The 14,355-nt window shown below is 62.0% G+C and carries 11 protein-coding genes; 7 read left to right on the top strand and 4 right to left on the bottom strand.

Annotation, left to right across the window (positions count from 1 at the left end; all coding sequences use genetic code 11):
- The first annotated feature begins 1,131 nt into the window (after positions 1-1,131).
- Positions 1,132-2,112: a sugar-binding transcriptional regulator gene (locus HHL25_RS19040; protein WP_169594648.1), complete on the top strand. Its 981-nt coding sequence runs from the start codon at positions 1,132-1,134 to the stop codon at positions 2,110-2,112.
- Positions 2,113-2,170: 58 nt separating this feature from the next.
- Positions 2,171-4,225, top strand: coding sequence for a bifunctional aldolase/short-chain dehydrogenase (locus HHL25_RS19045; RefSeq protein ID WP_169594650.1), 2,055 nt, complete (start codon positions 2,171-2,173; stop codon positions 4,223-4,225).
- Between the two features lie 117 nt (positions 4,226-4,342).
- Here the strand turns inward: HHL25_RS19045 and HHL25_RS19050 are convergent, their stop codons facing one another.
- The 3 genes from HHL25_RS19050 to HHL25_RS19060 are packed head-to-tail and all read right to left on the bottom strand — an operon-like array spanning position 4,343 to position 8,001.
- Positions 4,343-5,386, bottom strand: coding sequence for a substrate-binding domain-containing protein (locus HHL25_RS19050; RefSeq protein ID WP_169594652.1), 1,044 nt, complete (start codon positions 5,384-5,386; stop codon positions 4,343-4,345).
- Positions 5,387-5,437: 51 nt separating this feature from the next.
- Positions 5,438-6,487, bottom strand: coding sequence for an ABC transporter permease (locus HHL25_RS19055; RefSeq protein WP_205927931.1), 1,050 nt, complete (start codon positions 6,485-6,487; stop codon positions 5,438-5,440).
- Entirely contained in the window at positions 6,484-8,001 is a 1,518-nt protein-coding gene (locus HHL25_RS19060; RefSeq protein ID WP_169594654.1) for a sugar ABC transporter ATP-binding protein, read from the bottom strand. The genes HHL25_RS19055 and HHL25_RS19060 overlap by 4 nt, the downstream gene beginning before the upstream one ends.
- Before the next feature lie 146 nt (positions 8,002-8,147).
- On the opposite strand from HHL25_RS19060, the gene mtnK reads away from it, so the two are divergent.
- The 5 genes from mtnK to HHL25_RS19085 are packed head-to-tail and all read left to right on the top strand — an operon-like array spanning position 8,148 to position 13,572.
- Positions 8,148-9,419: an S-methyl-5-thioribose kinase gene (mtnK, locus tag HHL25_RS19065; RefSeq protein WP_169594656.1), complete on the top strand. Its 1,272-nt coding sequence runs from the start codon at positions 8,148-8,150 to the stop codon at positions 9,417-9,419.
- Positions 9,416-10,510: an S-methyl-5-thioribose-1-phosphate isomerase gene (gene mtnA, locus HHL25_RS19070; protein ID WP_169594658.1), complete on the top strand. Its 1,095-nt coding sequence runs from the start codon at positions 9,416-9,418 to the stop codon at positions 10,508-10,510. Before mtnK ends, mtnA begins: the two co-directional genes overlap by 4 nt.
- A 4-nt stretch (positions 10,511-10,514) precedes the next feature.
- Positions 10,515-11,450 carry a transketolase gene (locus HHL25_RS19075; RefSeq protein WP_169594660.1) on the top strand — a complete coding sequence of 312 codons (936 nt, stop codon included), beginning with the start codon at positions 10,515-10,517 and terminating at the stop codon, positions 11,448-11,450.
- Positions 11,451-11,452: 2 nt separating this feature from the next.
- A complete protein-coding gene (locus tag HHL25_RS19080) occupies positions 11,453-12,454 on the top strand; it encodes a transketolase family protein (RefSeq protein ID WP_169594661.1) in 1,002 nt (333 codons plus the stop codon).
- Complete coding sequence (locus HHL25_RS19085; protein WP_169594663.1) at positions 12,454-13,572, top strand: RuBisCO large subunit C-terminal-like domain-containing protein; 1,119 nt, start codon at positions 12,454-12,456, stop codon at positions 13,570-13,572. The genes HHL25_RS19080 and HHL25_RS19085 overlap by 1 nt, the downstream gene beginning before the upstream one ends.
- Positions 13,573-13,932: 360 nt before the next feature.
- Here HHL25_RS19085 and HHL25_RS19090 read toward each other — a convergent pair whose 3' ends face one another.
- The gene (locus tag HHL25_RS19090) at positions 13,933-14,346 is read right to left on the bottom strand and encodes a hypothetical protein (RefSeq protein WP_246701897.1); all 414 of its coding nucleotides are present in this window, start codon (positions 14,344-14,346) and stop codon (positions 13,933-13,935) included.
- Positions 14,347-14,355 lie beyond the last annotated feature (9 nt).

Genomic DNA, 14,355 nt, shown 5'->3' on the forward strand with positions numbered 1-14,355 from the left:
AGCCAACCTAACCCCACCTTGTTTTCAAATTCCACCGGACTGAGATAGCCCAGCGTCGAATACAGGCCCTTCGGCTTGCAGAAGCGTTCTAAGCGAACCTATTCGCCCCGGTCCGGCTAGTTCCGACAATCAAGAAACGACTTAGATCTTCGTTTCAACAGGCCTATTGCATCCGCGTTGTTACAATAGGCATGATAATCCCGCGCTATTGTATCATTGCGAATACTGGCGCGACAGGTCGGCTTCCTATTACAATCTGCGCAGGTAACCTTCATGCGATTCAGTATGCTCTGCCCTCCGAAACGTGATGGGACATACTTGACACCAAGCGACTTCATCACAATCGCAAGTTCGTCAGCAGCATTTGGGCCACGGCTCACAACTTCGATGAAATGCTCGGCGGAAAGCTCGCAGCTGGCGGCAATGGCGTCGAGTTCACTCGTGGGCAGATTCAACAGCTCATGTCGAGCCCGGGCCCCGGCTTGGCAACGTCGCCACCGTGCGGTTATCCATTCAAAAGCGGTCGTAACAGTAGCCTTAGCAAACATGAACTTATCTCCTCCCCACTTCTAGGTTATCCTTAAGAAGGGGTGAGCTACTTTGTTTCGGCGCAAACAGCACGCGCATTTGCCGCAGACTTGGCCTCCGGAATCAAGCGACAGCACCGGCCGCCAGGCACGGTCGGTGACCAGCTGCACTAGGAGATCGCCGAGAAACAGGCTCGCTCAATTACATACCAGATGACCGCCGCCAAACTAACGCTCGCCAAGGACATAGACGACTTCGCCGATACGTCGGTCAACGTAAGACTGGAGCGCCAGCTTGCGATAGGAGCCCTCATCAAGAGGTTATACCCGGTCAGGCCGAGGCGGCTGATTGGTGTTTTGAATTTTGGGCTGCCGTAGGGCCGAAACCAATTGTTGCGGTAAGGCTAGGATGACAGTTCGCGTAACGCGATCTATTGCTGCCCCAATTGATCGGCGCGACTAACCATCCCCCTTCAGTAAAGTGCGACAGAACCCATTCTTGCTGACTACTGTTTCCTGACAATTAACATGCGAACCGAGAGCATTTCGTTGACTTTTGTCAGCGCTGGTGAATTATGTCAGAAACCACCCGCAAAGGAACCTCATGCCGATCCGCGCCGCCGATCAGATCATTCACAAGGCCGCCTGGCTCTACTACACGCACGGCTTGCGCCAGGACGAGGTGGCCCAAAGGCTGGAAATTTCCCGCGCATCGGTTGCCATGTATCTGCGCCGCGCGCGCGAGATGGGCATTGTCACCATCACCACATCCTCGGAACTTTTCTCAGATGACGTGCTTGCCAGGGAACTGGAGGACGCAACCGGGTTGACGACGGCATGGATCGTGCCGGAGGACCGGCAGGCCATGGATCCCACCGCCGAAATGCCGGTCGTTGCCGCCTCCGTCTTCCTCGAACTGATCAACAAGGGCGAGCGGGTGGGCGTGGCCTGGGGCCGCACCGTCTACCACATCGCCGACGTAATGCCCTTCGCGGATCTGCGCGGCGTCACCGTCGTCCAGCTCTGCGGCAATCTCGGCGCACCCTACTCCTATCGTCCCGATCAATGCACGACGGAAATCGCCCGCCGGCTCAATGCGGAAGGCATCAACTTCTACGCACCGCTCGTGCTGTCGTCGGAGCGCCTGGCCGAAGAGCTCCGCGGCGAGCCCGTCATCCGGGAGCAGCTCGCCGCCATTTCCGATTGCCAGTTGGCCCTCTACTCCGTCGGCGGCATCGAGGAAGACAGCCACCTGGTCAAATGCGGAGCCCTGTCGGCGCAGGACATGCACGAAATGGGCGAAATGGGAGCGGCCGGCGTCATAGCCGGACAACTCATCGACCGCGACGGCCGTTGGATGGATTGCGCGCACAATCGACGCTGCATCTCCGCCGATCTCGATTCCATCCGGGCGATCAAGAAGCGGATGCTCGTCGTTCAGGAAGACAACAAGTTCGAGCCGCTGATCGCGGCGCTGAAAGGGGGCTTTGCCTCGCATCTGGTCATCACCACCTCGATGGCGCGAAGGGTTCTGGAACACTGGAACCGCGAGGGGCTCGGAAAGGGCGGTTCGAGCGAGGCTTGAACCCAAGGATTTGGTCCGCCGATGCCGGCCGGGCCGGTATATCGGGAGGCAAAACACAATGGAAAATCTCTGGCGCGACGACGAGGCGGAAAAGGTCGTTGCAAGCTATGCCGCGAAAGGCGTCAACCGCGACCTGGCGCTGCGCACCTACACCACGCGCCTGCTCGGCGGTGAGCCGCGCCTTGTGCTGCATGGCGGCGGCAATACCTCCGTCAAGACCGAGATGACCGACCTGGTCGGCGACACGCATGCGGTTCTCTGCGTCAAGGGCAGCGGCTGGGACATGGGCACGATCGAGCCGGCGGGTCTACCCGCGGTCAAGATCGGTTCGCTGCTGAAGAGCCGCAGGCTCGACAAGCTCTCCGACGAGGACATGGTGGCGCTGTTGCGCGCCAATCTGATCGACCCGGCCGCGCCGAACCCGTCCGTGGAGGCGCTGCTGCACGCTTTCCTGCCGCACAAGTTCGTCGACCACACCCATTCGACCGCCATTCTCGCCATCGCCGACCAGGCGAAGAGCCGTGAAATGAGCGCCGGACTCTTCGGCACCAAAATGGGCTTCGTACCCTACATCATGCCCGGCTTCGCCCTCGCCAAGGCGGCGGCGGAAGTGTTCGAACAGGATCCGACGGTCGAAGGGCTGATCCTCGACAAACACGGCATCTTTACCTTCGGCGACACCGCCAAGGAGGCCTATGACCGGATGATCCACTACGTCACGGTTGCGGAGGATCACGTCAGGAACAACGGCCGCAATCCCTTCACTCCAGTCACGCTTCCGAAGGAACTCGCCAGCGTGATCGAGATTGCCCCGCTGCTGCGGGGCGCGGTTGCCGTCGACAAGGGCGAAGGCCGCTACGATCGCATGGTCAGCGTGTTCCGCTCCTCACCGGCCATTCTCGACTTCGTCAACGCGGCCGAAGTCAAGGACATGGCGGCTCGCGGCGTGTCCACGCCCGATCTCTCGATTCGCATCAAGACGGGTCCGATGGTCCTGCCGGCACCGGCCAAGGACGACCTCGCCGGCTACCGCGCCGTCATCGATGAACAGGTCGCAACCTTCGCCGCCGATTATACCGAGTATTTCCGCAGCAATGATGCCCGTGACGACGTCAAGCGCATCATGCTCGATCCCATGCCCCGCCTCACCCTGATGCCGGGTCTCGGCATGTTTGGTCATGGCCGGACCGTCAAGGATGCCACCATCGCGGTCGATGTCGGCGAAATGTGGATCGAGGCGGCACGTGATGCCGAATCGATCGGTCGCTTCGAGCCGGTGAGCCGGCCCGACCTTTTCGATCTCGAATACTGGTCACTGGAACAGGCAAAGCTGGCCGGTGCGAAGCCGAAGCCGTTCACCGGCCAGGTTGCCATCGTCACCGGTGGAGCCGGTGCCATCGGCGCGGCCATCGTCAAGGCATTCGCGGCGGAGGGCGCGCATGTCGTGGCGCTGGATCTCGATGGCGACAAGGCGGCGGCTGTCGCCAAATCGGCCGGCAACAGTTCGATCGGCATCGCCTGCGACATCACCGATCCTACCTCCGTGCGCGCGGCCTTCGACAAGACGATTGCCACGTTCGGCGGCGTCGACATTGTCGTCTCCAATGCCGGCGCAGCCTGGGAGAGCCCGATCGCCACGATGGACGACGCGCTGCTGCGCAAGAGCTTCGAACTCAATTTCTTCGCCCACCAGACGGTGGCGCAGAATGCGGTGCGCGTGATGAAGGCGCAGAAGACCGGCGGCGTGCTTTTGTTCAACGCCTCGAAGCAGGCGGTCAATCCCGGCGCGAAATTCGGCGCCTATGGCCTGCCGAAGGCAGCGACGCTGTTCCTGTCGCGCCAGTATGCGCTTGAACATGGCGCGGACCATATCCGGGTCAATGCCGTCAATGCCGACCGGATCCGCTCCGGCCTGCTCAACGACGAGATGATTGCCAACCGTGCGGCCGCCCGCGGCCTTTCCGTCAAGGAGTACATGGGCGGCAACCTGCTCGGCCTCGAGGTGACGGCCGAGGACGTGGCCCGCGCCTTCGTGCATCACGCGCTCGCCGAACGCACGACCGCCGATGTCACCACCGTCGACGGCGGCAATATCGCCGCGGCACTGCGCTGATCTTCAAACGGGGCGGCAAACCGCCCCGTTTTTGTCCAGGCCGCAAATGCCGAACTGACCAGACATGCAAAAAGGGGCGGCCCGATGGACCGCCCCTTCTTCATTCCCAATGCAAGATCAGGGCTTCGGCATCCATGCCGGCATGGCGACATCGGCATGGGCAAACTGCGGCAGCTTCACGCCGAGCTCTTCCATGTTCTTGATGTCCTGATCGTTGAGATCCTTCTGGGTGATCAGCGTCGGGGGCACGATGACCTGCTTGCCCGGATCTTCGCCGGCCAGCAGCATGGCGAGCGAGCGCACGGAAACCTGGCCGACAACCGCCGGGTTCGTCGCCGCCGTGGCTACCCAGGCGGAACCGGGTTCGCGCATGGCAGCAATGTCGGAGGTCGAGATGTCGGCCGAGTAGATCTTGACGCTGGACGACAGGCCGGCTTCGTCGACGGCGATCTTCACGCCCTTGGCGAACTCGTCATAGGGCGCGAACATCACGGTGATGTCCGGGTTGGCGGAGATGACCGAACGCGCCTGGTTGGCGACGGAGTTGGCGATCGGATTGTCCATCGTGCCGAACTGGGCGGCCTCGTTGATGCCGGAATACTTGGCCTTGAACTCCTTCCAGGTCTCGTCGCGGCGGTCGAGAGGCGCGATGCCTGCCACGTAGACATAGCCGGCCTTGAAGCTCTCGCCATTGTCCTTGACGGCCTGCTCGAGGGCTAGGCGGGCGAGGTCGCGGTCGGACTGCTCGACCTGCGGGATCTTGTCGTTCTCGACATTGACGTCGAAGGCGACGACCTTGATGCCGGCGTCGACGGCGCGCTGGGCCGCTTCCTTCATGGATTCCGTCAGGCCGTGCTGGATGATGATGCCCTGAACGCCGAGCGCGATGGCCTGGTCGACCATGTCGGCCTGCAGGGCTGCGTCCTGACGGCTGTCGAAGACCTGAAGCTGGACGCCGAGCGCCTTGGCCTGCGCCTCCACGCCGGCGAGATAGGACTGGAAGAAGTCGCCGGTCGACAGATAGCGCACGAGCGCGATCTTCACGTCGCCGGGCTTGTCGAACGGCTTCGGCATATCGGCGGCAAGGGACGGTCCGGCAAATGCCGTCGCCGCCATCAGCCCAAGCGTCATCTTGCCCAGGGTTCTACGCGTAATATTCATGGTCTATCTCCTCCACTGGTGAACTTTCGTTATCCGCCGAGGCCTCCCGCCTCAGCGTTTGCCTCTTTTCGAGAGTGCAAAGGTGAATATCAGGGCGATGACGAGCACGGCGCCCTTGACGAAATCCTGTGTGTAGTAAGGTGCGTTCATCATCGTCAGGCCCTGCAGCAGGATGCCGACAAACAGCGCGCCGATGGCCGTTCCGAAGGCATTCGGCTTAGCGGCGCCAAGCACCGCGAAACCGATGAGGGCCGCCGCGACGGCATCGAGAAGCAGGTTGTTGCCTGAGGCGATGTCACCGCGACCGAGACGGGCGGCCAGCAGGATGCCGCCAATCGAGGCGAAGACGCCGGAGATGATGTAGGCCGCGATCTTGTAGGCATTGACCGGCGCACCGGCGAGGCTGGCGGCGCGCTCGTTGGAGCCGACGGCATACATCATGCGGCCGAACCTCGTATATTCGAGGAAGAACCAGATGACGATGGCCAGAACGATCAGCACGACCACCGAAACCGGCACGAGGTTAGGCAGGATCAGATCGAAACGGTGGCGGCCGAGCGCCAGGAAGGCCGGGCTGAAGGCGCCGGTGGCCGTCGAGCCATCGGGCAGCGTCATGCCCGCCGCGATCGAGCGCCCCTCGGTCGGAATACGCTGCAGGCCGAGCAGCAGGAACATCATGCCGAGCGTCGCCAGAAGGTCCGGCACGCGCATATAGACAATGATGATGCCATTGATCAGGCCTACGAGCACGCCGACGGCAAGGCAGACGAGTGTCGCCGTCAGCGCATCGCCACCCATCACCACCATCACATAGGACGAGGCCATCATGGCCGTGGTGGCGACCGAGCCGATGGAAAGGTCGAAGCCGCCGACGACCAGCGTTGCCGTGACGCCGAGCGCCAGGATGCCGGTGATCGACACGGATTGCAGGATGAAGACCGCGCTCTGCGGCGAGGCGAAGCCGCCGGTCACAGCCGAGAAATAGAGCACCATGCCGGCAAGCAGTACGAGAAAGCCGTATTTGATCGCGGCTTCCCGGATATTCAAAGAGGCTGGCGGGACAATGCCATTGGCGGCGGATTTGCTCTGTTCACTCATCATCGTGCGCTGACCTGTTGATAGAATTGCCCGGCGATCTCGGCGAGCAGCCGCTCGACATCGATGTCCGCATTGCGGTGCTCACCGACAATGGTCTGTTCCGACATCACCAGGATGCGGTCCGCGACCTCGAAGGCTTCGTCGAGTTCCGTCAGGAAAAGAATGGTGGAGCGCCCGGCGACGGAAGCACGCAACTTCTCGCCAATATCGCGACGGGCGGCGATGTCGACCCCCTGGAAGGGTTCGTCGAGGATCAGCAGGCGCGACGGCTCGGACAGCCAGCGGCCCACCATGACCTTCTGCTGATTGCCGCCCGACAGCGTCTGCATCTCATCGCGTTCGCCACGGCAGACGACGCCAAGGTCGGCAATCTGCCGGCGCGCCTTCGCCCTCTCCGCCCGGCGGCTGGCAATGCCGAGGGATGAAAGGCGCCGCAGGAATGGCAGGCTGATGTTTTCGTAGATATTGAAATCCGGCACGATGCCGCTGATCATGCGGTCCTTGGCAACGAGAAACACGCCGCGCGAGATCGCGTGTCTTGTGGTCTTTGGCGCGTAGCGCTGACCGTCGAGCATCATTTCGCCGGCAGCCGGCGCGCGGGCACCGAACAGCGTTTCGGCGAGCGCGGTCTTGCCCACGCCGACGAGGCCGGTAACGGCGACGATCTCTCCGTCACCCAGCTCGAAATCGAAAGGACGCGTGTGTTCGGACAATTTCAGTCCACGCACGCCAAATACCGGACGACCCGCAGCACGCACGGCAACCTCGCCGGCGGAAACCTTTCGACCGAGCATCGCGTTGACCGCGCCTTCATAGTCGAGCTCGGGTCCTTCAAACCGGCCGGTAATGCGCCCATCGCGCAGCGCGAGAATGCTGTCGGCAAGGCGGCGGATATCGGACATGCGGTGCGAGATATAGAGAATGGCGACGCCCCGCGCCTTCAGGCGATCGACGAGATCGAACAGGCGCTCGGCCTCCGCACTCGACAAGGACGAGGTCGGTTCATCGAGGATCAAGACCCTCGGTTCATGCGCCATGGCGCGCGCGATCGCCACCATCTGTCGGTCGGCCAGCGTCAGGTCGTTGATATTGGCGGCAAGATCGATGGAGAGACCCATGCGCGCGGCCACGGCGGCGGCCTCGCGGCGCACCCGGCGCGGACTGAAGAACAGCCTAGCGCCACGCCCATTGAGACGGTCGAGCGTGAGATTGGTCGCGACATCGAGGTCGGCGACGACGCCGTCGTTGATGTTCTGGTGCACGGTCACGACACCTGCGCGGATCGCCTCGGCGGGCGTTGCGGGTTCGAACGTCGTGCCGGCCAGCGTGATCGTGCCGGCGTCGCGGGTGTAAACACCGGAGAGTATGCGCACGAGCGTGGATTTGCCGGCGCCGTTGGCACCCATCAAAACCGTCACTGCGCCTGCCTTGAGATCGAGGTCCAAACCCTGCAGCACCGTTACCGGCCCAAAGGATTTGCGCACGCCCTCAATGCGAAACACTGCCTGTTCGCTCATGTATTCCTCCCAATGACCTCAGGTTAGGATAGGCTTTCATCAAATGTCAAGGCCGTTGACATTTGACAGAATGTTGCCTTAGCTTTGCTCAAGGACGGCATGGCGGCACGCGGTGGAGGCGGCCCCGTGCACAGGAGGAAAACATCATGGACTGCCAAGTCTTCGAGGCTTTGAGCGCAGAGACATTGCCGGCGCGGCTCGGCGGAAAAGCCGCCGTAAAAGGAAAGATCGGCGATGATTATTCCCGTTGGACCATCAAGGAAGTTGGCGACGGAAACCTCAATCTGGTCTTCATCGTGACGGGCGACACGGGAGCCGTGATCGTCAAGCAGGCGCTGCCCTACGTGCGCCTTGTCGGTGAAAGCTGGCCGCTGCCGCTCAAGCGCTCCTTCTTCGAGTATCACGCGCTGAAGCGCCAGAACGCGCGCGACCCCGGCATGGTACCGGAGGTCCTGTTCTTTGACGAAGCACAGGCGATTGTCGTCATGGAGTTCCTGACGCCGCACGTCATCCTGAGGCGCGCATTGATCGACGGCCGAAAACTGCCGAGGATCGGTCGCGACCTTGGCTTGTTTGTCGCCCGCACGCTGTTTCGTGGCTCGGACCTGTCGATGGTCACGCGAGAGAAGAAGGCGGATGTCGCGCTGTTCTCCGACAATGTCGAGCTTTGCGACATCACCGAAAACCTCGTCTTTTCCGATCCCTATTTCGAGGCGTCGCTCAACCGCCACACAGCGCCGCAGCTTGATCCGCTTGTCGCCGAACTGCGCGCCGACCGTGACCTCAAGGTTGAAGCGCAGCGCCTGAAGCACCTTTTCTCCTCGAAGGCCGAAACGCTGTGCCATGGCGACCTGCACACCGGCTCCGTCATGGTCACAGACGAGGAGACTCGCGTCATCGATCCGGAATTTGCCTTCTACGGCCCGATCAGCTTCGACGTCGGCATGTTGCTCGCCAATTTCTGGATGAGCTATTTCTCCCAGGCCGGCCATGAGGCCTCGCCCGGCGCGCGCGACAGCATGCGCGCCTATCTGCTCGATACGATCGACACGCTGTGGGAGACGTTTCGCGCCGAGTTTGCCCATCTCTGGCGCACGGAGCGCAAGGGCATCCTCTACCAGGCGAGCCTGTTCGAAGACTGCAAGGACCCGCTCGCGTCCGAGCAGGCGCTCAACATCGTCATCGACGAAATCTGGCACGAAATGCTTGGCTTTGCCGGCGTAGAGATCCATCGCCGCATCCTCGGCCTTGCCCACAACGCCGATTTCGAAACCATCGCCGACCCCGACCGCCGCGCGCCCTGCGAAAGCAAGGCCCTGAAGTTCGGGCGTCACCTCGCCGTCAACCGGCAGCGCATCCACGGTCTCCGCGACATTCGCGAGACGGCGGAGCGGCTTGACAAGGAGATCCTCGCGTGAAAGTCGGAGAACGCCACTACCACACGATCTGGCTGAACGAGGACGGCCGCGCCGTCGACATCATCGACCAGCGCTGGCTGCCGCACGAATTCCGCATCGTCACCCTGAACACGGTTGGCGACATTGCCGTCGCCATTCGCGACATGTGGGTGCGCGGCGCACCGCTGATCGGTGTAACCGCGGCCTATGGTGTCGCCATCGCCATGGCGAAGGATCCCTCCGATGCCCATCTCGATGCCGTCTGGGAAGAACTGAACGAGACACGGCCGACCGCCATCAACCTGAGATGGGCGTTGAACGCGATGCGTGATCATCTCGGCCCATTGCCGGAAGACGAACGCGCCGCCGCCGCCTACAAGCGCGCCGCCGAAATCGCGGAAGAGGATGTCGAGCTCAATCGTGCCATCGGCGCCAACGGCCTCGAAGTCATTCGAAAGATCGCGTCCGGCAAGAAGCCGGGCGAACCCGTGCGTATTCTCACCCACTGCAATGCCGGCTGGCTTGCCACGGTCGACTATGGGACCGCGACCGCACCGATCTACATGGCCGTTGAAGCCGGTATTCCGGTCCACGTCTATGTCGACGAGACGCGTCCGCGCAACCAAGGCGCCTATCTTACCGCCTGGGAGATGAACGGTCATGGCGTGCCGCACACCCTGATCGTCGACAATGCCGGCGGCCACCTGATGCAGCATGGCGATATCGACATGGTGATCGTCGGCACGGACCGCACGACGGCAAACGGCGACGTCTGCAACAAGATCGGTACTTATCTCAAGGCGCTCGCCGCGCGCGACAACGGCGTTCCCTTCTATGTCGCACTCCCCTCGCCGACCATCGACTGGACCGTGCACGACGGTGTCAAGGACATCCCGATCGAAGAGCGCGCCGCCGATGAGGTGAGCTTCGTGCAGGGCCGCGCCACCGACGGCTCGATTGCAAGCGTGCGCATCTCGCCCGAAGGCAGCCCAGCCGCGAACCCCGCCTTCGACGTGACGCCAGCACGCCTGATCACCGGCCTGATTACCGAACGCGGCATCGCCACGCCGTCACCCGAGGGCCTCAAGGCGCTCTTCCCGGAACGGAGCTGAGACGATGAGCCTGCCCAACGAAAAGTCCACCGAGGAGATCGCGCTCGGCATCCGCCGCCGCGTGTTCTTCCACACGATGAAGCACAATGGCGGTTATCTCAGCCAGGCCTGCTCGGCGGCCGAGAGCCTCGCCCTGCTCTATAACGAGTTGTTGAAACTCGGCGAACCAACGCTGCCGAAGGTGCCGCTGCCCTTTCGCGGTGTACCCTCAGCACACAATCCCGATGCCTTTACCGGGGCCGGTTATCACGGTTCTGTCGGCCCGCAATACGACCGCTTCTTCATTTCGCCGGCGCACTATGCGCTGGTGATCTATTCCGCGCTGATCGAGACCGGCCGCATGGACGAACATGCGCTCGACCATTTCAACAAGGACGGCGGTTCGGTCGAGATGATCGGGGCGGAGCACAGCCCCGGCATGGAAGTGACGACCGGTTCGCTGGCGCAGGGCCTTTCCATGGCCTCGGGCGTCGCCTGGGCACGGCTTCGGAAAAAAGAGCCCGGCAAGGTCTGGGTCTATATGTCAGACGGCGAATTCCAGGAAGGACAAACCTGGGAGTGCCTGGCGGCGATGAGCTATCACGGCATCGACAATATCCGCGTCATCGTCGACGTGAACCGCCAGCAATGCGACGGCGCCATGTCCTCGGTGCTCGATCTCGGCGACCTGGCATCCCGTGTCGCATCCTTCGGCGTGGCCTGCCGCTCGGTGAACGGCCATGACCTCGACGCTCTCCGCAGCGCCGCTGAAAGTGCCGAGCCCGGCAAGCCGCTCGTCATCCTCGCCAATACCTCGCCCTATCAAGGCATGGATTTCCTCAAGAAACGTTTCCCACGCCTGCACTATGTGCGCTTCAAGAGCGCGGAGGAGCGGCTGGAAATGCAGGCAGCACTTGCCGTCGAACTCGGCATCGATCTCACCGCGATGGAAGGGGCCTGACCATGGTCGAAATCGTCAACCGCCCCTATGCCAAGGCCTTCGAAGCCTTTGCCACGGCCCGGCCCGAAGTGCTCTGCCTCTCGGCCGACCTCACCTCGTCCTGCGAGGTCGATGGTTTCCGGGACCGACATCCCGAGCAGTTCCTCTCGCTCGGCATGGCCGAGCAGAACATGCTCTCCTTCGCCGGCGGCCTCGCCATGCAGGGGTTCCGGCCGTTCATCCATACCTTCTCGGTCTTTCTCTATCGCCGTCCCTACGACCAGCTGATCAACTCGATCGCCTATTCCAATCGCAAGGTCAGGCTGATGGGCTTCCTACCGGGCATCACGACGCCGGGCGGCATCACACACCAGGCGATCGAGGACATCGCGGTGCTGCGTGCCGTGCCGAACATGACGATCCTTGAAACGGGCGACGCGACCGAAGTGGAAACCGTGCTGGAGGTGGCGGACAGCATTGACGGGCCGGTCTATGTGCGCGTCCTGCGCGGCGAAGTGCCTCGCCTGTTTTCGACCCCCTTCGAATTCAACAAGCTGCGCACGCTGTCGGAAGGGGACGACATTCTCGTCGTGTCCTCCGGCGTCTGCACCGAGGAGGCGCTGCGCGCCACGGGGCCCATCGCAGCGCGCGGCATCGGCATCCACCACCTGCACGCCTCGACGCTCAAACCCTTCGACCGGGACGGCCTGCTGAAAGCCGCGCGTGGCAAGAAGGGCATCGTCACGCTGGAGAACCACACGATCGTCGGCGGCCTCGGCTCGCTGGTCGCGGAAATCCTCGCGGAGGAAGGGCTCGGCATCCGCCTCAAGCGCCTCGGCCTCAACGACACGTTCGCACACGGCGCTTCGAAACCATATCTCATGAAAAAGTACGGGCTCGACGCCGGCGCGCTGGTCGCGGCGATCGCCGAGCTTGTCGGCGCGCCTCTGGCGATCGGCGAGGATGAACTCGCGCAGGTCCGTCTCGACCATGTCCATTCCGCGCAAAAGGCGGAGGCGCTCTGATGGCTTCACGCTTCACCGTGACCTATTTCATCCGCGCGGGAGACGCTGAGGAGGCGAAAGGCCGCGCGCTCGACATCGCCCTGGAACAGACCGTCGAAATCCCCCGAAACGCCGTGCCGAAGGGCTATGTCGAGGACGAGATCCTCGGCCGACTGGAGGCGCTCGACAAGGACCCTGCCGGCAGGTCGGGCTATCTGGCCAATATCTCCTATTCGGACGACGACATGGGGGAGGATTTCCTGCAGTTTCTCAATATTGTCTTCGGCAACAGTTCCATCAAGCCAGGCCTGAAGGTGGAAGACATCAGCCCGTCACCCGGCGTCCTCGCGCTTTGCAAAGGCCCGCGTCACGGCATTGCCGGACTTCGCGCCAGGGCGGGCATAGGTGACACTCCCCTTCTGATGTCCGCCATCAAGCCCGTGGGTCTGTCGACAGCACAGCTGGCTCGCCTCGCCCATGACTTCGCGCTCGGCGGCATGCATTTCGTGAAGGACGATCACGGCCTCGTCGATCAGAAGACGTCTCCGTTCGAGGAGCGGTTGCGAGCCTGCGTCGAGGCCGTCGGTGAGGCGAACGCGAAATCCGGCGGCCAGACAAGCTTTGTCCCCAACATTACCGGCCCAACGACATCACTCGTCGAGCGTGCGAGACAAGCACAGGAAGCTGGCGCGGGTGCCGTGATGATTGCCCCGGCACTGGCCGGCTACGACGCGATCCGGGCGCTGACGCAGGATTCGGACTTCTCGCTTCCCATCATCTCCCACCCCGCCTTCTCGGGTGCGAATGTTGTCTCGCCCGATTGCGGTTTTTCGCATCGCAGCTTCTTCGGCACACTGCATCGGCTGATGGGTGCAGACGCCGTCATCTATCCGAACTTCGGAGGCCGGTTTGGCTTCACTCGGCAAGAGTGCCTGTCGATCGCCCGATCCTGTGCAGATGAACTGGGAGGACCGAAGGCGATCGCCCCCGCGCCAGGCGGCGGTATGACTTTCGCACGGATACCTGAGATGCGCGCAGCTTACGGCAAGGACGTCATCTACCTGCTCGGCGGAGCGCTGCTTCAGGAATCGGATCTGGTCGATGCCTGCCGCCGTCTGGTTGCCGCCGTTCGCTCCTGACGGAGCATATCACCCTGCTTATCCTGGAACGATGTCGCCTTGAAAGGATTCGAACCAAAGGTCGGTCGGCAACAAAACTTAAGCGTCTGAAGCAACAGAATTTTTGACTCTCTACTCAGTCCGCCATACTCACTAGAGATAGCCCATTCGCAAATGCTTATCAGAATGAAAGTCGCCTTCCGTTCACCGCTCTCGACGAACACTTCCAATTGGATCCACGAACGCAGTGTAATGCACCCAAGCTTGCCAATTCACGAGCGGCATCCGAAACTCTGATCGAAGGCTAGGCCTCGGCAAACTGCTACTGGCGTAACGAGATGAGCTTGGTCGGTTTCCTACTCGATACTCTGGGCACCACGGCTAGCAATAGTCGTCGATTGACTCTCCGCCTTCCCAAGGCAGTCCCTGCGCCAAGGTAAATTGCTTGTCAGCTCCATCGCGCTCGAAGAACGTCCCTTTACTCTCGTGAACGAAGTACCCATCTTCGAACGTAATTTTCATCAGTGACCAGCGTTTGATCGCACCTTCGCCGAAATCGCCGAGGATTAAGATGCTGTTGCCGTCAGGGTGCAAAGTGACGTCATCTATCATCGTTTCGCCGTACGGCCCGTCTACCGCAATGTCTCCAATATACAGCGCTTCAAAATAGGTTTTGATAGGCGCCTCCACCGACGTCGAAGGGCATAGGGGGAACAGGGCGGGAACCTTCCAGTTCCGCTGTAACGCTCCGGGCGTATGAGACATAACGAGGGGCCGTGTGTCGGCGGAATCCATGCAACATCC

It is taken from the genome of Rhizobium terricola, from assembly GCF_012927355.1.
GTDB classification, from domain to species: domain Bacteria; phylum Pseudomonadota; class Alphaproteobacteria; order Rhizobiales; family Rhizobiaceae; genus Allorhizobium; species Allorhizobium terricola.

Bases quoted from the DNA above. Each gene is read 5' to 3' on its own strand.
- mtnK (WP_169594656.1), top strand. From the start codon at position 8,148: ATGGACTGCCAAGTCTTCGAGGCTTTGAGCGCAGAGACATTGCCGGCG.
- HHL25_RS19060 (WP_169594654.1), bottom strand. From the start codon at position 8,001: ATGAGCGAACAGGCAGTGTTTCGCATTGAGGGCGTGCGCAAATCCTTT.
- HHL25_RS19050 (WP_169594652.1), bottom strand. From the start codon at position 5,386: ATGAATATTACGCGTAGAACCCTGGGCAAGATGACGCTTGGGCTGATG.
- HHL25_RS19075 (WP_169594660.1), top strand. From the start codon at position 10,515: ATGAGCCTGCCCAACGAAAAGTCCACCGAGGAGATCGCGCTCGGCATC.
- HHL25_RS19085 (WP_169594663.1), top strand. From the start codon at position 12,454: ATGGCTTCACGCTTCACCGTGACCTATTTCATCCGCGCGGGAGACGCT.
- HHL25_RS19045 (WP_169594650.1), top strand. From the start codon at position 2,171: ATGGAAAATCTCTGGCGCGACGACGAGGCGGAAAAGGTCGTTGCAAGC.
- HHL25_RS19040 (WP_169594648.1), top strand. From the start codon at position 1,132: ATGCCGATCCGCGCCGCCGATCAGATCATTCACAAGGCCGCCTGGCTC.
- HHL25_RS19090 (WP_246701897.1), bottom strand. From the start codon at position 14,346: ATGGATTCCGCCGACACACGGCCCCTCGTTATGTCTCATACGCCCGGA.
- HHL25_RS19080 (WP_169594661.1), top strand. From the start codon at position 11,453: ATGGTCGAAATCGTCAACCGCCCCTATGCCAAGGCCTTCGAAGCCTTT.
- HHL25_RS19055 (WP_205927931.1), bottom strand. From the start codon at position 6,487: ATGATGAGTGAACAGAGCAAATCCGCCGCCAATGGCATTGTCCCGCCA.